The sequence below is a fragment of the Pseudomonas sp. CGJS7 genome, from assembly GCF_036961695.1.
This window is the reverse complement of sequence record NZ_JBAMDI010000081.1, coordinates 1-17,324: the sequence shown is the minus strand read 5'-3', so window position 1 is coordinate 17,324 and position 17,324 is coordinate 1. Positions and strand designations below refer to the sequence as shown.

Annotated in this window: 19 protein-coding genes; 11 read left to right on the top strand and 8 right to left on the bottom strand. The window is 65.8% G+C overall.

From position 1 onward, the window contains the following. Positions 1–61: 61 nt before the first annotated feature. Both V7787_RS34610 and V7787_RS34605 read right to left on the bottom strand, forming a co-directional pair. Entirely contained in the window at positions 62–1,225 is a 1,164-nt protein-coding gene (locus V7787_RS34610) for an acyl-CoA dehydrogenase family protein (protein ID WP_336091898.1), read from the bottom strand. Between the two features lie 219 nt (positions 1,226–1,444). Next, on the bottom strand, positions 1,445–2,278 hold the full coding sequence (locus tag V7787_RS34605) for a glycine zipper 2TM domain-containing protein (RefSeq protein WP_336091897.1): 834 nt from the start codon (positions 2,276–2,278) through the stop codon (positions 1,445–1,447). A 260-nt stretch (positions 2,279–2,538) separates the two neighbouring features. Between V7787_RS34605 and V7787_RS34600 the strand changes: the two genes are divergently transcribed. Together V7787_RS34600 and V7787_RS34595 are read left to right on the top strand one after the other, a co-directional pair. Then, complete coding sequence (locus tag V7787_RS34600; RefSeq protein WP_336091896.1) at positions 2,539–2,763, top strand: DUF6116 family protein; 225 nt, start codon at positions 2,539–2,541, stop codon at positions 2,761–2,763. A 4-nt stretch (positions 2,764–2,767) separates the two neighbouring features. Next, positions 2,768–3,532 (top strand): TatD family hydrolase, encoded by a 765-nt coding sequence (locus V7787_RS34595; RefSeq protein ID WP_336091895.1) that lies wholly within the window; start codon positions 2,768–2,770, stop codon positions 3,530–3,532. Between the two features lie 31 nt (positions 3,533–3,563). Here V7787_RS34595 and V7787_RS34590 read toward each other — a convergent pair whose 3' ends face one another. After that, the gene (locus tag V7787_RS34590) at positions 3,564–4,379 is read right to left on the bottom strand and encodes a tRNA threonylcarbamoyladenosine dehydratase (protein WP_336091893.1); all 816 of its coding nucleotides are present in this window, start codon (positions 4,377–4,379) and stop codon (positions 3,564–3,566) included. 161 nt (positions 4,380–4,540) lie between these two features. On the opposite strand from V7787_RS34590, the gene V7787_RS34585 reads away from it, so the two are divergent. From V7787_RS34585 to V7787_RS34575, 3 genes are all read left to right on the top strand, one after another. Beyond that, entirely contained in the window at positions 4,541–4,993 is a 453-nt protein-coding gene (locus V7787_RS34585; protein ID WP_336091891.1) for a hypothetical protein, read from the top strand. 210 nt (positions 4,994–5,203) lie between these two features. Further along, positions 5,204–5,713: a glycine zipper 2TM domain-containing protein gene (locus V7787_RS34580; RefSeq protein WP_336091889.1), complete on the top strand. Its 510-nt coding sequence runs from the start codon at positions 5,204–5,206 to the stop codon at positions 5,711–5,713. Positions 5,714–5,961: 248 nt separating this feature from the next. Then, a complete protein-coding gene (locus tag V7787_RS34575; protein WP_336091888.1) occupies positions 5,962–7,080 on the top strand; it encodes a M35 family metallo-endopeptidase in 1,119 nt (372 codons plus the stop codon). Between the two features lie 663 nt (positions 7,081–7,743). Here the strand turns inward: V7787_RS34575 and V7787_RS34570 are convergent. Next, positions 7,744–7,950, bottom strand: a complete 207-nt coding sequence (locus tag V7787_RS34570) for a cold-shock protein (RefSeq protein WP_036109558.1) — start codon at positions 7,948–7,950, stop codon at positions 7,744–7,746. 213 nt (positions 7,951–8,163) lie between these two features. On the opposite strand from V7787_RS34570, the gene V7787_RS34565 reads away from it, so the two are divergent. The 3 genes from V7787_RS34565 to V7787_RS34555 all read left to right on the top strand — a co-directional run bounded on the left by V7787_RS34565 (position 8,164) and on the right by V7787_RS34555 (position 11,327). After that, entirely contained in the window at positions 8,164–8,649 is a 486-nt protein-coding gene (locus V7787_RS34565; RefSeq protein ID WP_336091886.1) for a DUF456 domain-containing protein, read from the top strand. A gap of 124 nt (positions 8,650–8,773) precedes the next feature. After that, positions 8,774–9,949: a phospholipase A gene (locus tag V7787_RS34560; protein WP_336091884.1), complete on the top strand. Its 1,176-nt coding sequence runs from the start codon at positions 8,774–8,776 to the stop codon at positions 9,947–9,949. Between the two features lie 406 nt (positions 9,950–10,355). Continuing rightward, a complete protein-coding gene (locus V7787_RS34555; protein WP_336091883.1) occupies positions 10,356–11,327 on the top strand; it encodes a patatin-like phospholipase family protein in 972 nt (323 codons plus the stop codon). 204 nt (positions 11,328–11,531) lie between these two features. Here V7787_RS34555 and V7787_RS34550 read toward each other — a convergent pair whose 3' ends face one another. Further along, the gene (locus V7787_RS34550) at positions 11,532–13,085 is read right to left on the bottom strand and encodes a fumarate hydratase (RefSeq protein ID WP_336091881.1); all 1,554 of its coding nucleotides are present in this window, start codon (positions 13,083–13,085) and stop codon (positions 11,532–11,534) included. 98 nt (positions 13,086–13,183) lie between these two features. On the opposite strand from V7787_RS34550, the gene V7787_RS34545 reads away from it, so the two are divergent. Next, positions 13,184–13,543: a hypothetical protein gene (locus V7787_RS34545; RefSeq protein WP_336091880.1), complete on the top strand. Its 360-nt coding sequence runs from the start codon at positions 13,184–13,186 to the stop codon at positions 13,541–13,543. Between the two features lie 56 nt (positions 13,544–13,599). Here V7787_RS34545 and V7787_RS34540 read toward each other — a convergent pair whose 3' ends face one another. Then, complete coding sequence (locus V7787_RS34540; protein WP_336091878.1) at positions 13,600–13,821, bottom strand: hypothetical protein; 222 nt, start codon at positions 13,819–13,821, stop codon at positions 13,600–13,602. 177 nt (positions 13,822–13,998) lie between these two features. Between V7787_RS34540 and V7787_RS34535 the strand changes: the two genes are divergently transcribed. After that, positions 13,999–14,325, top strand: coding sequence for an NIPSNAP family protein (locus tag V7787_RS34535; RefSeq protein ID WP_336091876.1), 327 nt, complete (start codon positions 13,999–14,001; stop codon positions 14,323–14,325). Here V7787_RS34535 and V7787_RS34530 read toward each other — a convergent pair. Further along, positions 14,322–14,714 carry a hypothetical protein gene (locus V7787_RS34530; protein ID WP_336091875.1) on the bottom strand — a complete coding sequence of 131 codons (393 nt, stop codon included), beginning with the start codon at positions 14,712–14,714 and terminating at the stop codon, positions 14,322–14,324. The genes V7787_RS34535 and V7787_RS34530 overlap by 4 nt on opposite strands. Before the next feature lie 145 nt (positions 14,715–14,859). Further along, entirely contained in the window at positions 14,860–15,294 is a 435-nt protein-coding gene (locus V7787_RS34525) for a hypothetical protein (RefSeq protein WP_336091873.1), read from the bottom strand. A 112-nt stretch (positions 15,295–15,406) separates the two neighbouring features. Here V7787_RS34525 and V7787_RS34520 point away from each other — a divergent pair, with 112 nt between their 5' ends. Then, positions 15,407–17,293, top strand: coding sequence for an ABC transporter ATP-binding protein (locus V7787_RS34520; protein WP_336091871.1), 1,887 nt, complete (start codon positions 15,407–15,409; stop codon positions 17,291–17,293). Positions 17,294–17,324 lie beyond the last annotated feature (31 nt).

Genomic DNA, 17,324 nt, shown 5'->3' with positions numbered 1-17,324 from the left:
TCCGGGCCACCTTCTCCCGCGAGCGGGAGAAGGAATTTCGCGCTGCCTGCGGCAGCAACACTTAGAAAGCGTTGATCCCGGTCAGCTCGCGACCGACCACCAACTGGTGAACCGTCTCGGTGCCTTCGTACGTGATCACCGATTCCAGATTCAGCGCATGGCGGATCGCCGCATGCTCGGTGGTGATGCCCGCGCCGCCCAACAAGTCGCGGCATTCGCGCGCGATGTCGATGGCCATGCGGCAGTTGTTCCACTTCGCCAGCGACACCTGGGTCGGCTGCATGTTGCCGGCGTCCTTCAGACGGCCCAACTGCACCACCAGCAACTGCGCCAGGGTGATCCGGCGCGCCATCTCGGCCATCTTGATCTGCGCCGACTGGGTCGCCGCGACCGGACGGTCGAACAGGATGCGTTCCTTGGTGTAGCCCAGCACTTCGTCCAGGCAGGCGATGGCCGCGCCGATCGGGCCCCAGGTGATGCCGTAACGGGCCTGGGTCAGGCAGCCCAGCGGGCCCTTGAGGCCCTTCACGTTGGGCAGGCGGTTGGCCTCGGGCACGCGCACGTTGTCGAAGAACAGCGACGAGGTCACCGACGCGCGCAAGCTCATCTTGTGCTTGATTTCCTGGGCGGCGAAACCGGGCATGCCCTTCTCGACCACGAAGCCCTGGATGCCGTCCTCGGTCTGCGCCCAGACGATGGCGATGTCGGCCAGGTTGCCGTTGGTGATCCACATCTTGGAGCCGTTGAGGATCCAGTCGGCGCCGTCTTTCTTGGCGTTGGTCTTCATGTTGGCCGGATCCGAGCCGCCGTGCGGTTCGGTCAGGCCGAAGCAGCCGATGATCTCGCCGCGGGCCATGCCCGGCAGCCAGCGCATGCGCTGTTCTTCGGTGCCGTAAGCGTAGATCGGGTACATGCACAGCGAGGACTGCACGCTGACGAAGCTGCGGATGCCGCTGTCGCCGCGCTCCAGTTCCTGGCAGATCAAGCCGTAGCTGACCGCGTTCAGGCCGGCGCAGCCGTATTTTTCCGGCAACGAGGAGCCCAGCAGACCCAGCTCGGCGATCTCCGCCACCAGTTCCTTGGGGAAACGGCCCTGATCGAAGGCATCGCCGATGATCGGAATCACGCGTTCGTCGGTGAAGCGGGCCACGGTGTCCTGGACGGCGCGCTCCTCTTCGCTGAGCAGGGAACGGACGTCGTAGAGATCGTAGGGATGCAGGGCCATGGCGCGCTCAGGAGTCCTGTTTAGGCAGAAAGACCGCCATTGTATCGACCGCACCGCGTCGGAGTAAGGCCGAAAGCGCGAGAAAACGCTGTTGTAAGCGTTATCGGCACGAACGCTTCATGCGCGCGCAAATTCGCCGCTTTTCGACCACCCCGCACGCAAAAAAAAACGGGGCCGGATGTCCGGCCCCGTTTGGGATGTCGCTGGTGTGGCGAAGGATCAGCCGCGGACCGGCGCCGCCGCGGACGCGGTCTGGGTGACCACCTGGCCGTTGATCACCGGCAGGCGCTGGGTCGGACGCTCATCCATGCGGATGGTCTGTTCCTGACCCTGATAGCGGTAGGTCACGTCGTAACCGACGGTCTTGTTCTCGCTGCCCAGGGCGATGCGGCTGCCCGGCTTGCTCTCGGTGCGCATGGTGCCGGTGGTGCCGTCCGGGTTGCGGAAGGTCACGTTGTAGGCGACCACGCGCGAGGACTGCGAGCTGTCGGAGACGGTGTGGCACTGGCGCTCGGTGCGATTGACCACCCGGCCGCCGACGTGATTGCGGTCGACCCGGTTGCCGATGAAGCCGCCGGCCACGGCGCCGGCCGCGGTGGCGGCCTTCTTGCCGTTGCCGCCGCCGATCTGGTTGCCGAGCAGGCCGCCGATGACCGCGCCGGCCACGGTGCCGCCGACGTTGCCGTCGCGCTCGGGCAGGCGCTCTTGCACGACCACGTCGTTGCAGACTTCGCGCGGGGTGGAGACGGTGCTGGTTTCTCGGACCGGATCGGTGCCGATCACGGTGGCGTAGAGCTTTTCTTTCTGGTTGATCGGCTTGACGTTGACCACGTCGGCGTAATCGACCTGCGGGGCGGTGTTGATCGCGCCGCTGGAGGCCAGGTCGCCGGCCGGGCTGGCGCCGTTGAGGGCGGCCTGCGGCTCGAGCGGGGCCGGGCTCAGGGTCGCGGCGGGGCCGGCGGCGGACGGGCCGCGGAAGCTCTGGAAGGCCGCTACCGCCACACCGCCGACCAGCAGCGACGCGATCGCGACGGCAATCATGTTCTTGTTCATTTGGAGCCTCCTGCAGCGGGGGAACCGCGGTGGTGTTGAGCTTGGCCGTTGCCCGCGGATCGCTTCGTGGAAACCCGTAATGCGTGTGCGGTTTCCGAAGCCTCTCCCCGAGGCGCGTCCAAACCGTTCGTGGACGGGGCCATTCCACCACCGGAATGCTGAACCGGTGCCTATTGAATTTCGCTAATCTGTCCCCTGTCTGAACCGTCACGCGGCCTCGTGCTAGCGTGTTCGCCAACTGCGTCACAACCCAAACCGCCATGGCCAATCCGCTGCTCGCTCCCCTGATGGGTTTTCTCGGACGCCTGAGCTATCCGCGTCTGTTCGTGGTGACCGCGACCTTGTTCGTGGTCGACCTGCTGATCCCCGATTTCGTGCCGCTGGCCGACGAGATCCTGCTCGGCCTGGGCACCTTGCTGCTGGCGAACTGGAAGAACCGCAAGAACGCCCCGCCGCCGCCCAGCATTCAGCCGCCCGCCCGCTGAGCGCATGCCCGCGCTGATCGACAGCCACTGCCACCTCGACGCGCCCGAATTCGATCCCGACCGCGCGCAGGTGATCGAACGCGCGCGCGCCGCCGGCGTGGCCGCGCAAGTGGTTCCGGCGATCGACGCCGCCGGCTGGCCCAAGCTGCGCGAAGTGTGCGCGGCGCAAGGGCTGTATCCGGCTTACGGCCTGCATCCGATGTTCCTGGATGCGCACCGGCCCGAGCATCTGCACGAACTGCGCGACTGGCTCGCGCGCGAGCGGGTTTGCGCGGTCGGCGAATGCGGGCTGGACTACTTCGTCGAAGGGCTGGATCGCGAACGGCAATCGTTCTACTTCGACGGCCAACTCGAACTGGCGCGCGAATTCGACCTGCCGGTGATCGTGCACGCGCGCCACGCGGTCGATGCGGTGATCGCCGCGATCCGTCGCGTCGGCGGCTTGCGCGGCGTGGTGCACAGCTATTCGGGCAGTCAGGAACAGGCCGAGCAGTTATGGAAACTCGGCTTTCTGATCGGCCTGGGCGGCCCGGTGACCTACGAGCGCGCCCAGCGCCTGCGCCGGATCGTCGCGGCGATGCCGCTGGAATTCCTGCTGCTGGAAACCGACGCGCCCGATCAGCCCGACGCGCAGATCCGCGGGCAACGCAACGAACCGGCGCGATTGGCGACGGTGTGCCAGACCATCGCGCAACTGCGCGGCATGCCGGAAGACGAACTCGCCGCGGCCACCTCGGACAATGCGCGGCGTTTGTTCGGATTGCAGTAATCGTTGAAGGCTTGCGCCCAGCCCTGCAGCCTTAAGCCGCCTGCGCCTTGGGCTTGAGCAGAATCTCCAACGCCCGCGCCACCGCCGCGAACGCGAACACGCCGGTGATGTGGGTGGCCGCGCCGAGCCCTGCCCCGCAATCGAGCTTTAATGCCGCGTCGCCGGCCACTTTCGGGCGCAAGCCGCACACGGTGCCGTCGGGCTGCGGGTATTTGACGTTTTCCAGCGAATAGATCGCCGACACGCCGAAGTAGCGATCCGGATTCTTGGGGAAATTGAACTCGCCGCGCAGCTTCTTGCGGATCAGCGCCAGCATCGCGTCGTGCTCGGTGCGCGACAGATCGCGCACCCGCACCAGGGTCGGATCGGTGCGCCCGCCGGCCGAACCGACCGCGATCACCGGCAGCTTGCGCCGTCGGCACCAGGCGATCAGCTCGACCTTGCTGCGGAAGCTGTCGCAGGCGTCGAGCACCAGATCGAAACCGCGGTCGAGCAGTTCGTCCAGATTCGACGGGGTCAGAAAGCTCTGCACCGCATCGACCTGGATCGCCGGATTGATCGCGCGGCAGCGCTCGGCCATCGCTTCGACCTTGGCCCGGCCGTACTGGCCCTCCAGCGCCGGCAGTTGCCGGTTGGTGTTGGACACGCACAGATCGTCGGCGTCGATCAGGGTCAGATGGCCGATGCCGGTGCGGGCCAAGGCCTCGACCGCCCACGAACCGACGCCGCCCATGCCGACCACGGCGATACGGCACTGGCGGAAACGGGCGACGGAACCGTGTCCGTACAAGCGGTCGATGCCGGCGAAACGTTCTTGCCAGACGGTGTCGGAGGATGCGGAATTCATCCCGCCATTGTAGTGGTCCCGGCCGTCCCTTCGGCTGCCGGCGATGGAAAAGTCCGGGCCATCGGCGACGCCGCGCCCCGCTCGCCGGCCCGGGCCGCGCGTGATCCGGGCCTCACATCGGCCCATGCTATCGTTCCGCGATCTTGGATGGAGGCCAGGCAATGAGCGATACCCAGCCCACCAACGCCCCTGCAAAACGCAAAGGCAATGGTTCGAAATACTTGTTCCTGTTTTTGATCGGCCTGGTCGGCGGCATCGTCGCCACGGTCATGGCGGTACGCGCGCTGGAACAGCGCAAAGACCATTTCCCCGACAGCGTCATGCACGTGCAGGCTTGGCATCTGGGTCAGCTGGACAGCAGGGCCAAGGAAAACCGCTGCGCGGCCACCGACACGCTGCCGCACATCAAGGCCTTGCGCACCATGGCCGACGATCTCGATCCGGCCTTCCCCGACCTTAAAGACGACGCGCGCTTCGCCCAGCATTCGGCCAAGATGCGCGCCGCGCTCGACGGCGCTCTGGCCGCGCCGCCGGTCAGCTGCGCGGGCGTGACCGCGGTGTCGCAACAGATCGGGGAAGCCTGCAAGGCCTGCCATCAGGATTTCCGCGGCTGAGTCGCGCGATCCATCGACAAAGTCGAATCCACCTCGATCGGCCCCGCCTCCGCGCGGGGCCGATTCTTTTTGCGGCGCCCACCCTGCCCTCAGCTGAACACGCCCGGTTCGCGGCACATAAATTGAACACGCGTTCACGTAGCGGCTTATAGCTTGGCAAGCGCGTGGCGACTGTCCGCCACCTCGCATGCACAAGCGCAGGAGCCTGGAATGAACATCAACAACATCCGATTGCTGGGCGTAGCGGCCGTAGCCACCCTGGCGCTGGCCGGTTGCGCGACTTCGCCGGGTTACGGCGGTGGTGGCGGCTACAACAACGGCGGCTACAACAACAACTATCCGCAGCCGAGCTACCCCAATCAGAACAACGGCTGCTACGACTGCGGCATCGTCACCCGGATCGAGCAGATCAGCACCCAGAGCAACGCCCCCAGCGCCACCGGTGCGGTGTTGGGCGGCTTGGTCGGCGCGGTCGCCGGGCGCAAGATCGCCGACGACCACACCGACAGCAAGGGCCGCAAGAACAGCGCCACCGTCGGCGGCGCGGTCGCCGGCGCCATCGCCGGCAACGCCATCCAGAACCGCGTCGGCGCGCCCAGCTACAACGTGTATGTGCGCATGGACGACGGCCGCACCCAAGTGGTCACCCAGAAGGATCTCGGCGGCATCCGCGAGAACACCTATGTGCGGGTCAACAACGGCCGCGCTTACATCCGCTGATACGCGGCGCCGGCATCGGCGCAACCCGCGCCGCGTTCGCGTGGCGCGATGAAACAATGTAACGAAACCGAACGGCCCGCATCGCGGGCCGTTTTCGTTGTGCGCGCACGCGGCGACGAGTTCTCAACCCGCATCACGATTAGCCGCGGAACTGGCGCACCTATTGGGGTCTTCTTCGCGCAAGCCTTGGGTTAGCGTCGTTCGCGTCCGCATCGCGGGCCTCGCCATCGCAAGATCAGGAGATCGGAATGAAACTTCGCTTCGTGCATGTGGTTTCCGTGGGCGCCGTTCTGACCGGCGCCATTGCCGCCGCCGTCGCCACCCCGCCCAGCGTGCAGAACAATCCGCTGCGCGTGGGCATGGTCGCGGTCACCGGCGGCGCCGACGATTTCCTCGGCTCGGTCGAAATCAGCATCACCAACACCAGCCGCAAGACCGTGCGCTTGCCGAAGTGGCAGCTGCCGTCGGATCAGTTCGACGCCAAGCTGTTCTCGATCAGCTACAACGGCGAACCGGTGGCCTACGAGGGCGCGATGGTCAAGCGCGGCCTGCCGCAGGCCGAGGACTTCGCGATCCTGCAGCCGGGCCAAACGCTGCGCCGCGTGGTCGATCTGTCCGCCGGTTACGACCTGTCCCGGACCGGCCAGTACGTGGTGACCTTCCGCGCGCCGCTGCAGCACGCTTCCACCTCCGACCGGGTCATGCTGCGTCAGGCCAACGGCTTGCCGATGAGCGCGCAAAGCGCGCCGCTGAGCCTGTGGGTCGACGGTCTGGATCAACTCGGCGGCGCCAAGGCCGGCGGCGCTCAGCTCGCCGCCAAGAAGCCCAACGTCGGCCCCGCCGCGGTGGTCAACGGCGTCAACTACGTCGGCTGCAGCACCTCGCGCATCAGCACCGCCGGCCAGGCGGTCAACGCCGCGCGCACCTACTCGGAAAACGCCAAGGGTTATCTCAACGCCGGCACCGTCGGCCCGCGCTACACCACCTGGTTCGGCGCCTACACCTCCAGCCGCTACGGCACCGCGCGTTCGCACTTCCAGTCGATCGACACCGCGATGGATCAGAACAGCGGCCAGATCACCATCAACTGCGGCTGCACCAGCAGCGCTTACGCCTACGTGTATCCGAACCAGCACTATCAGATCTACGTGTGCAACGCGTTCTGGAACGCGCCGCTGACCGGCACCGACTCCAAGGCCGGCACGCTGATCCACGAGATGAGCCACTTCACCGTCGTCGCCGGCACCGACGATCACGTCTACGGGCAGGCCGGTGCCAAGAACCTGGCCAACACCAACCCGACCAACGCGCTCGACAACGCCGACAACCACGAGTACTTCGCCGAGAACACCCCGTTCCAGAACTAAACCGCGTTCGCCGCCCGTCCGCGCTCAGGCGCGGGCGGGCCGCGCCGCTCCACGGCCCGCCATCGCGGGCCGTTTTTTTGCCCGGTGCCAACCCCGCCGCGCGCGTGCGCGCGTTGGATATCTGCGAGCCCGGCGCAGGATGCGCGCGACGATGCAGGAGGCGCGAGCGCCGGCGGGAGACGAGGCCCGCCGCGCGATCGATGCAGGCTCTCCGCGCCCGGTCGTGGCGCGGGCGGTCGGATCGGTGTGGGGCGAGGTATCGGAACACCGGTTCGCGGGTTTGCCGCACACGGAGGTGAACACGGCCGCCGGGGGTCCATCGGGCCCCCGGTTTTTTATCCGGCCGGGTATCTGCTCGCGAATATCCAGAATCGGCCGCGGGAGGGATCGGCGACCGGCACTCGCGGCCGGCCGGCGATAATCGATTTAAATCGATATAAATACGTAGAAAATGTGCCTAACCGGGCGTTCCAAGGTGTTTCTAAATTGCGAGTCGGGCGATGCCGGGCACCAGCGATGTGTCGCCAGCTGGCGTCGTGGAAGGGCAAACATTCGCATTTGTGACGGGCATCAAAAATACACAAAAGAAAAACCCGGCCGAGGCCGGGTTTTTCTGACTCGAACGCTGCGCCTTGCGGCGCTGCAGCATCGAGCATTACTTCATTACAACGGCTCGACGGCGTCGGCCTGCAGGCCCTTCTGGCCCTGCACCACGGTGAAGGAAACCTTCTGGCCTTCCTTCAGGCTTTTGAAGCCCTGGCTCTGGATCGCGCGGAAATGCACGAACACGTCTTCGCCGTTTTCACGGCTGATAAAGCCAAAACCCTTGGCGTCGTTGAACCACTTAACGGTTCCGGTTTCTTTGGACATCGTTACTCTCTCCTTGGAACGTGGTGTTGTTAACGCGAGCATCGCGTGCTGGTTGCAAGGAGGAAGCGAGGTGCAACGATGTAGCGGATCGGTGGATCTACCGCATCGGGCCACGATTCACGGTGACCCTTGGCAAACGCAGCGCCCGCAACGTACCCCGACATGGGCCAAAATGCAAACAGCCCGGACAGCCCGTCCGGACAGGGGTCAGGTATGGATTTAGATACGTTTTATTACATATTGGCGGGCGTACTGGTGGTGGTCGGAATCGTCGGTACGGTGCTGCCCGCGCTGCCCGGCTTGCCGCTGGTGTTCGCCGGCATGGTCCTGGCCTCCTGGGTTTCGGATTTCCAGAAAGTCGGCTGGGTGATGCTGGTGGTGCTGGGCCTGCTGACGGCGCTGTCGATGGGGGTGGATTTCGCCGCCACGGCCATGGGCGCCAAACGGGTCGGGGCCAGCAAGCTGGCGATCGTCGGCTCGGTCATCGGCACCTTCGCCGGGTTGGCGTTCGGCCTGATCGGGGTGTTCGTCGGCCCGTTCCTGGGCGCGTTGATCGGCGAGCTGATCCACACCCGCCAGCTCGATCAGGCGACCAAGGTCGGCGTCGGCACCTGGGTCGGCATCGTCGTCGGCACCGTGCTCAAGCTGGGCCTGGCCTTCGCGATGATCGGCTTGTTCGCACTGGCCTGGTTCTTCTGAGCGGCTCGCTCAGGGTTTGCCGAGGCAGCCGGATGCCTCGTCGATTCACGCTTCTTTCGCGAGCGGATGCAAAACTGCTGCGCCGCGTCGCCACGCCGGAGCTCGCTTTGGAACCGCCGCACACATGATGACTACGTCCCCACCCTACTCCCGTTGCGTCCTGTCGATCGCGCTGGCGGCGTTGCCGGCGCTGAGCCAGGCGCAGACCGCCGTGCCCAAGCCGGCCACGCCGGAAGCCTGTCTGGCCATTTCCATCGACGCCGACCGTCTGGCCTGCTACGACGCGGCACTGGGCCGGCAAGGCGGCGGCGTGCGCGAGGCCGATATCGCCGCCAAGGAAGCCAAGGCGATCCAGAAGAATCTGCAAGTCGGCGACGAAATCGCCGGCGAGCCCCCGCCCAGCGCGAGCGAACGCGCGCGGCGCGCGCTCTCGGGCAGCGTTTTCACTCACGACGACCCGCTGACCGATGCGATCGCCAACGCCGGCAAGGGCGGCCTGCTCGACAGCCGCTGGGAGCTGGCCAAGGATTCCAAGCTGGGCGTGTTCAACTTCCGCGCCTACAAGCCGGTGTATCTGCTGCCGGTGTTCTGGAACGACGACCCCAACACGCTCCCGCACTCGCCCAACCCGCGCAACACCGTCACCGAGCCGCAATCGCTGAAGGACATCGAAGCCAAGTTCCAGATCAGCTTCAAGACCAAGGCGGTGGAGAACCTGTTCGGCGACAACGGCGATGTGTGGATGGGTTACACCCAGTCCTCGCGCTGGCAGGTCTACAACGGCGAGGATTCGCGGCCGTTCCGCGAGACCAATTACGAACCCGAAGTGATGCTGGTGTTCCGCAACAACTACCGCATCGGCGGCTGGAACGGGCGGATGGCCGCGATCGGCCTGAATCACCAGTCCAACGGCCGCGCCGACCCGTTCTCGCGCAGTTGGAATCGGGTGATCGGGCAGATCGGACTGGATCGCGAGAACTGGGCGATCGTGGCGCGGCCGTGGTGGCGCATTTCCGACGGCAACGACGACGACAATCCGGACATCGAGGATTACATCGGCCGCGGCGACATCACCATCGTCCACACCCGCGGCGGCCACGAGTTTTCCTTGATGGCGCGGCACTCGCTGCGAGGCGGCGATCGTTCGCACGGTGCGCTGCAGTTCGATTGGGGCTTTCCGATCCACAACCAGCTGCGCGGGCATTTGCAGATTTTCGATGGTTATGGCGAGAGTTTGATCGACTACAACCACAAGGCCACCTACATCGGCTTGGGCATTTCGCTGTTGGAGTGGTACTGAGCCCTCCCCCGCTGAGTTCCCCCCTTTGAAAAAGGGGGGGCTGGGGGGATTTGCTCTTAGCTCCAAGCAAAAGCAAATCCCCCGCGCCGACAGCACGCATCGGCTTCGTGCAATCGACTGGCGCTCGCCCCCTTTTTCAAAGGGGGCGCTCATTTTCGCGCCTCCAATCCCGTGCTGAGTTCCCCCCTTTGAAAAAGGGGGGCTAGGGGGGATTTGCTCTTAGCTCCAAGCAAAAGCAAATCCCCCGCGCCGATACCACGCATCGACTTCGTACCGCCGACGGGCGCTCGCCCCCTTTTTCAAAGGGGGCACATTTGCGCTGTGTTTTTTCCAGTGAAACTGCGACGCGGTCCAGGCCGCGCCACCGCATCGCCACGCTACCCTGGCCGCCGAAACGGAGAATCCGATGAAGATGCGGCGCATCCTCTCGCTCGACGGCGGAGGCATACGCGGCCTGGTGAGTTGCCATTGGCTGGCTGGCCTGGAACAGGCGCTGGTTCAGGCGGGAAAGGCCCAGGCCGGAAAGAACGGCTTACTGAACAACTTCGACTTGATCGCCGGCAGTTCCACCGGCGCGCTGGTCGCCTGCGGCCTGGCCAGCGGGATCGGGCCGGACGCGCTGGCGCGTTTGTATCGCGATCAACGCCACCAGATTTTTCCCGACCTCGCCGGCCGTTTGTGGTCGCGCGCCAATCGGCTGATCAGCGACGGCATGTCGGCGCCGCGCTACGACGGCGTCGGCATCGAGAAAGTGCTGCGCAAGGTGTTCGGCAAGACCACCCTGGGCCAGCTCAAGGCGCCGGTGCTGATCACCGCCTACGACACGATTTCGCGCACGCCGGTGATCTTCAAGAGTTTCGATCCCAAACACCGCGACTTGCCGGTGTGGGAAGTCTGCCGCGCCTCCAGCGCCGCGCCGACCTACTTTCCGGCGCATCCGATGACCGTGGAAGGCAAGGCCTGCGCGCTGATCGACGGCGGCGTGGTCGCCAACAACCCGACCGCGTGCGCGATCGCCGAGGCGCTGCGCAAGGACGCGCAGGTCGACAACAGCCGCGATCTGGTGGTGGTGTCGGTCGGCTCCGGCGAGCGCACGCGCAGCATCGATCTGCAATCGGCGCGCTCGTGGGGCGCGCTGGAATGGGCGGTGCCGATCATCGACGTGTTGTTCGACGGCAATACCGATTCGGTGGATTACATCGCCCGGCAGTTGGTCGGCGATGGGTATTACCGGATGCAGGCCGAGCTGCTGGTGGGGCTGGACGATCTGGACGACACCAGCGAGACCAATGTGTTGGCGTTGGAAACGCTGGCGAAGGAGTATTTGACCCGGCCGGCGACCAAGAAGATGTTGGCGCAGTTGGTCAAGAAGCTGTAGCGACACGGCCGCGCATCGCGCATGGGCTGACTGTAGGAGCTGCGCAAGCTGCGACCGCGAATACACAGCTACGACGGCAATTCCGACGCGGTTGCCGATTCGCGGTCGCAGCTTGCGCAGCTCCTACAGGGGCTTCGGGCTGAAATGAAGACGCCCGGCGGGTGCCGGGCGTCTGAGGTATCGCTTGGGTGACGCGGCTCAGGCCTACTCGACCACCACCGGAATCTTGCCGATCCGCGCCTGCCACTCCTTCGGGCCGGTCTTGTGCACCGACTCGCCGGCGCTGTCGACCGCGACCGTCACCGGCATGTCCTGCACGGTGAATTCGTAGATGGCTTCCATGCCCAAGTCTGCGAACCCGACCACGCGCGAGGCCTTGATCGCCTTCGACACCAGGTAGGCGGCGCCGCCGACGGCCATCAGATACACCGAACGGTGCTTCTTGATCGCATCGATGCCGGCCGGACCGCGCTCGGCCTTGCCGACCATGCCGAGCAAGCCGGTTTGCGCCAGCACTTGCTCGGTGAACTTGTCCATGCGCGTGGCCGTGGTCGGGCCGGCCGGGCCGACCACTTCGTCGCGGACCGGATCGACCGGGCCGACGTAATAGATGAAGCGACCCTTGAAATCGACCGGCAGCTGTTCGCCCTTGTTGAGCATCTCGACCATGCGCTTGTGCGCGGCGTCGCGGCCGGTCAGCAGCTTGCCGTTGAGCAGCAGCACTTCGCCGGGCTTCCAGCTCGCCACTTCTTCGGCAGTGACCTTGTCCAGATCGACGCGACGGCCCTTGGACGCGTCGTAGGTCAGCTTGGGCCAGTCTTCCAGCGACGGCGGGTCGAGCATCACCGGGCCGCTGCCGTCGAGGGTGAAGTGCGCATGGCGGGTGGCGGCGCAGTTGGGGATCATCGCCACCGGCAGGTTGGCGGCGTGGGTCGGGTAGTCCTTGACCTTGATGTCGAGCACCGTGGTCAGGCCGCCCAGGCCCTGCGCGCCGATACCGAGCGCGTTGACCTTTTCGTACAGCTCCAGCCGCAGCTCTTCGGCGCGATTGCTGGCGCCGCGCGCCTGCAGGTCGACGATGTCGATCGGCTCCATCAGCGATTCTTTCGCCAGCAGCATCGCCTTCTCGGCGGTGCCGCCGATGCCGATGCCGAGCATGCCCGGCGGGCACCAGCCCGCGCCCATGGTCGGCACGGTCTTGAGCACCCAGTCGACGATCGAGTCGGACGGGTTGAGCATGGCGAATTTCGACTTGGCTTCCGAACCGCCGCCCTTGGCCGCGACAATCACGTCCACGGTGTTGCCCGGAACGATTTTCACGTTCACCACCGCCGGCGTGTTGTCCTTGGTGTTGCTGCGCTTGCCGGCCGGATCGGCCAGCACGCTGGCGCGCAGCTTGTTGTCGGGATGGTTGTAGGCGCGGCGCACGCCTTCGTTGACCATGTCCTCCACGCCCATGGTCGCGCCGTCCCAGCGCACGTCCATGCCGATTTCCAGAAACACGGTGACGATGCCGGTGTCCTGGCAGATCGGCCGGTGGCCTTCGGCGCACATGCGCGAGTTGATCAGGATCTGGGCGATCGCGTCCTTGGCCGCGGCGCTCTCTTCGCGCTCGTAAGCGGCGGCGAGGTTCTTGATGTAGTCGACCGGGTGGTAGTAGCTGATGTATTGCAGGCCATCGGCGATGGACTGGATCAGGTCGTCCTGACGGATGACGACGGGGCCGCGGGTGGCGGCCGAAGACGGGGTTGCGGTCACGGCGGGCGTAGGGCTGGCGGTGTGGGGGGCCTATTCTACCCGCCCGGCCCCGCTTAGGCCCTTGCGGCGGCCGGCGCGGGCTGGATTACCATCGGCCCATGCAAACGCCCACGCCCCCCTCCGCCGCGGCCGCCGTGCCGTTCCGCCCCGTGCTGCTGGGCATGGGCCTGCTGCTGTCCAGCCTTTGCGCGATCGCCCCGATCTGGGTAGTGCCGCAGTTCAAGCAGGTATTCGTCAGCTTCGGCACCGACCTGCCGCCGGCGACCCGGCTGCTGGTCGACTATCCCTGGGCGCTGTGCGCTCTGCCCTTGCTGGTGTTGGCGATCTGGGCCGTGTCGCCGCGGCGCTGGCGCGACCTGCTGGCTTGCGTGGTCGGGGTGGCCTTGGCGGCGGGCGGCATCGCATTCATGAGCTGGGCGCTGTATCTGCCGATCTTCATGCTCGGCGCGACGATCTGAGCGCGGCGCGGCAACCGCTTCCCCGCGAACGGGGAAGCGGACCGGCAATCAGCGGCTTACTGCGGGCAGGCATCCAGCACGCACATCCGCCACGCCGTTTCGCAGTACCCACCGCCGCCGCCTTCCAGGCAGGGCTGGAGCACTTCGGCATAGCAGTACACGCCACCGGCGCAAACGATCAGGTTGCTATCGCGCGCGCTCGCGCTGTAGGCGAACGCGAAAGCGAATGCGCCCAGCGCCGCGGTGGCGCGCCAGCCCTTCAAAATCCCACGCTTCATTCGAACTCTCCTTTTCGATGACAGATCGGCCGTCGCGGCCGAGCGCTCCTCATGGAGCGCAGCCAACTTAGCCGCAGCGCCGCGCGGTTCCAAGCTGCAGTGCGGTATGGTCGCTCAAGCGGTCCGCCGCCACATCCACCACCGCCCGACGGTACTGGGCCGTATCGAGAACGCCTCATGCTGACCTGCTATCTACGTTACGTCATCGACCCTTACCAACTGGCCGAATTCGAACACTACGGCCGCTTGTGGATCGGGCTGGTGGAGAAATTCGGCGGCACCCACCACGGCTATTTCCTGCCGTCGGAAGGCCACAACAACATCGCGCTGGCGATGTTCACCTTTCCGAGCATGGCGGCGTACGAGGAGTATCGCGCGCGTTCGGCCGAAGATCCCGAATGCATCGCGGCGTTCGCCTACGCGACGCAGAAACGCTTCATCGTCAGCTACGAGCGCAGCTTCTTCCGGCCGGTGTTCGGCGAATCGGCGGCGGGTCGGGCCTAGTCGCGCCACTGCGGCCGCGAGAAGAACCAGTAAAGCCCCTTCCACAGCAACGCGGTGGTCAGCACCAGGCTGATCGCCGCATGCGACTGCAGACTCTCCTGTTCCGACCACCCCAACAGCGCTACCGCCGGCATGACCCAGCCATCGGCGAATCCAGGCGCGAAGAACAGCGCGATCGCGACCGCGCGCACCAGCCAACGCCAGGGCGGGCTCAGCACGAAGCTGACCGCCCAGACCAGCGAGTACGCCAGCGCGAACACCACCAGGTAGATCGCCAGCAGCATCCCGAACATACCGACAGCGGGGCCGGAGGCCCAAGCCGGGAGGCTGATCGCGGCCAGCGAACACATAGCAAGGATCGTTATCGGACGTTGTACGAAACGGCTCATGGCGCATCCCTGCCTGATTGTCGGCGGCAGCATCGCACGCGATGCGCGCGCCGCCAACGGTTGCACGCGATCCATCCGTACGCTCTCGGCTTGCCCAACAGGTCCCGCGGCCTCCGCTGACCCACCGGCGCCCGATGCGGCGCTTTCACTGCCGATCGGAAGGCTCCCCGGCCTCTGGCGAACTCACGCTCTGAGCCGGATGCGCCCTCTCGTACAGCACCCAGGCCGCGATCCAGCCGAACAGCACGCAGGCCACGATGCTGGTCAGCGCTACCTGCCGGTCTTCGCCGGTGACCAGCATCAACCCCGCCGGCACCGGAAAATACTCACCGAAGGTCGGCGCGAAAAAGAATCCAAGCACGGCCGCATGCACGAACAGCTTGCCGCCGATGTAGTCGATGCCCGCGGCCACCACCTTCCAGGTGAAGGCGTAGATCAGGATGAAGGCGATGCCGTAAGCGCCGAACAGATAAACCGCCAACCTGCCGAAATCCGAAGCATCGGCGGCGAAACTGGCCAGCGCTCCGCCGACCAGAACCAGCGCGCGCGCCGATGACGGCGCCGATCCGAGCTTGCCCATCCTGCGGTCCCCGTCCGTAGTGGTGGCCAGACTTGAGCACCGATGCGCGCAGGATTCAAGAGGACATCGGGTCCGATCGCAACCTGCGACGGATCGGGGGCACAATCGTCCCATGGCCAATCCCAGCGACAACGGCGCCCGCCGCCCCGGTAAAGACACCGCCAGCAAACCGAGCCTGCGCGAACGCTTCAAGGCCTTGCGCAATCTGCGGCCCTTCCTCAAGCAGATCTGGCAGACCAGCCCCGCGCTGACCCTGATCACCCTGGGCCTGCGCCTGATCCGCGCGCTGTTGCCGGTGGCCACGCTCTACGTCGGCAAGCTCATCATCGATGAGGCGGTGCGGCTGGTCGGCACCGGCCACGGTTTCGATTCGATGGCGCAAGCCTGGAGCAGCGGGCAGTTGAACACGCTGCTGGCGTTGCTGGCGCTGGAGTTCGGCCTGGCGATCGGCTCGGACCTGCTCGGCCGGGTGATCAACTACGGCGATTCGCTGCTGTCGGAGTTGTTCACCAACGCCACCAGCGTGCGCCTGATGGAACACGCCGCGACCTTGGACCTGGAGGACTTCGAAGACCCCGATCTGCAGGACAAGCTCGACCGCGCGCGCCGCCAGACCATGGGGCGCATGAGTCTGATGAGCCAGTTGTTCGGGCAAGTGCAGGACACCATCACCGTGGTGAGCTTCGCGGTCGGCCTATTGGTATATGCGCCGTGGCTGATCCTGCTGCTGGCGGTGGCGCTGATTCCGGCCTTCGTCGGCGAGGCGCATTTCAACGCCCTGGGCTACTCGCTCAACTTCGCCTGGACCCAGGAGCGGCGCCAGCTCGAATACGTGCGGCAGATGGGCGCGAGCGTTGAAACCGCCAAGGAAGTGAAGATTTTCAATCTGCACCGCTTCCTGATCGACAAATACCGCGAGCTCGCCGACAGCTTCTTCAAGGCCAACCGCGCCCTCGCACGCCGCCGCGCGTTCTGGGGCACGGTGTTGGCCGGCCTGGGCACGTTGGGCTATTACATCGCGTATGGCTACATCGCCTGGCGCACGGTGCGCGGGGATTTCAGCATCGGCGATCTGACCTTCCTGGCCGGCAGCTTCCGCCGGCTGCGGCAATTGCTGGAAGGGCTTTTGGTCGGGTTCTCGCAAGTCGCCAGCCAGGCGCTGTATCTGGACGATCTGTTCTCGTTCTTCGAAGTCGTCCCGGAAATCGCCTCGCCCGCGCAGCCGGTGGCGGTGCCGCAACCGATCCGGCGCGGGTTCGTGTTCGAGAACGTCGGCTTTCGTTATCCCGACGCCGAGCGCTGGGCGCTGCGCGGGCTGGATTTCGAATTGCGCGCCGGCGAGGTGCTGGCCTTGGTCGGCGAGAACGGCGCGGGCAAGACCACCCTGGTCAAATTGCTGGCGCGGCTGTACGACCCGGACGAAGGGCGGATCCTGCTCGACGGCCGCGACCTGCGCGAGTACGACCTGGACCAGTTGCGCGCCAGCGTCGGCGTGATCTTCCAGGACTTCGTCCGCTACCACCTCACCGCCGGCGAGAACATCGGCGTCGGCCAGATCGAGGCGATGACCGACACCGACCGCATCCGCGAAGCCGCGCGCCGGTCGATGGCCGACGAAGTGATCGAACGCTTGCCCAAGGGTTACGACCAACCGATCGGCCGGCGCTTCAAGAACGGCGTCGACTTGTCCGGCGGGCAATGGCAGAAGATCGCGATCGCCCGCGCCTACATGCGCGACGCGCAGGTGATGATTCTCGACGAACCCACCGCTGCGCTCGACGCGCGCGCCGAGTTCGAGGTGTTCCAGCGCTTCAAGGAACTGTCCGACGACAAGACCGCGGTGCTGATCTCGCACCGCTTCTCCAGCGTGCGCATGGCCGACCGGATTCTGGTGTTGGCCGAAGGCCGGCTGGAAGCCAGCGGCACGCACGAGCAATTGCTGGCGCAAGGCGGGCGTTATGCGGAGTTGTTCGAGTTGCAGGCGGCGGGGTATCGCTGAGCGCGGGTAGTCGCGCGGTGGTTGCGGTTTC

What these genes read in the sequence shown, in the direction of transcription:
- V7787_RS34590 (WP_336091893.1), bottom strand. Translation starts at nt 4,379, where the DNA reads ATGAATTCCGCATCCTCCGACACCGTCTGGCAAGAACGTTTCGCCGGC.
- V7787_RS34580 (WP_336091889.1), top strand. Translation starts at nt 5,204, where the DNA reads ATGAACATCAACAACATCCGATTGCTGGGCGTAGCGGCCGTAGCCACC.
- V7787_RS34605 (WP_336091897.1), bottom strand. Translation starts at nt 2,278, where the DNA reads ATGAACAAGAACATGATTGCCGTCGCGATCGCGTCGCTGCTGGTCGGC.
- V7787_RS34535 (WP_336091876.1), top strand. Translation starts at nt 13,999, where the DNA reads ATGCTGACCTGCTATCTACGTTACGTCATCGACCCTTACCAACTGGCC.
- V7787_RS34585 (WP_336091891.1), top strand. Translation starts at nt 4,541, where the DNA reads ATGAGCGATACCCAGCCCACCAACGCCCCTGCAAAACGCAAAGGCAAT.
- V7787_RS34565 (WP_336091886.1), top strand. Translation starts at nt 8,164, where the DNA reads ATGGATTTAGATACGTTTTATTACATATTGGCGGGCGTACTGGTGGTG.
- V7787_RS34570 (WP_036109558.1), bottom strand. Translation starts at nt 7,950, where the DNA reads ATGTCCAAAGAAACCGGAACCGTTAAGTGGTTCAACGACGCCAAGGGT.
- V7787_RS34525 (WP_336091873.1), bottom strand. Translation starts at nt 15,294, where the DNA reads ATGGGCAAGCTCGGATCGGCGCCGTCATCGGCGCGCGCGCTGGTTCTG.
- V7787_RS34600 (WP_336091896.1), top strand. Translation starts at nt 2,539, where the DNA reads ATGGCCAATCCGCTGCTCGCTCCCCTGATGGGTTTTCTCGGACGCCTG.
- V7787_RS34520 (WP_336091871.1), top strand. Translation starts at nt 15,407, where the DNA reads ATGGCCAATCCCAGCGACAACGGCGCCCGCCGCCCCGGTAAAGACACC.
- V7787_RS34560 (WP_336091884.1), top strand. Translation starts at nt 8,774, where the DNA reads ATGATGACTACGTCCCCACCCTACTCCCGTTGCGTCCTGTCGATCGCG.
- V7787_RS34540 (WP_336091878.1), bottom strand. Translation starts at nt 13,821, where the DNA reads ATGAAGCGTGGGATTTTGAAGGGCTGGCGCGCCACCGCGGCGCTGGGC.
- V7787_RS34530 (WP_336091875.1), bottom strand. Translation starts at nt 14,714, where the DNA reads ATGAGCCGTTTCGTACAACGTCCGATAACGATCCTTGCTATGTGTTCG.
- V7787_RS34575 (WP_336091888.1), top strand. Translation starts at nt 5,962, where the DNA reads ATGAAACTTCGCTTCGTGCATGTGGTTTCCGTGGGCGCCGTTCTGACC.
- V7787_RS34595 (WP_336091895.1), top strand. Translation starts at nt 2,768, where the DNA reads ATGCCCGCGCTGATCGACAGCCACTGCCACCTCGACGCGCCCGAATTC.
- V7787_RS34545 (WP_336091880.1), top strand. Translation starts at nt 13,184, where the DNA reads ATGCAAACGCCCACGCCCCCCTCCGCCGCGGCCGCCGTGCCGTTCCGC.
- V7787_RS34610 (WP_336091898.1), bottom strand. Translation starts at nt 1,225, where the DNA reads ATGGCCCTGCATCCCTACGATCTCTACGACGTCCGTTCCCTGCTCAGC.
- V7787_RS34555 (WP_336091883.1), top strand. Translation starts at nt 10,356, where the DNA reads ATGAAGATGCGGCGCATCCTCTCGCTCGACGGCGGAGGCATACGCGGC.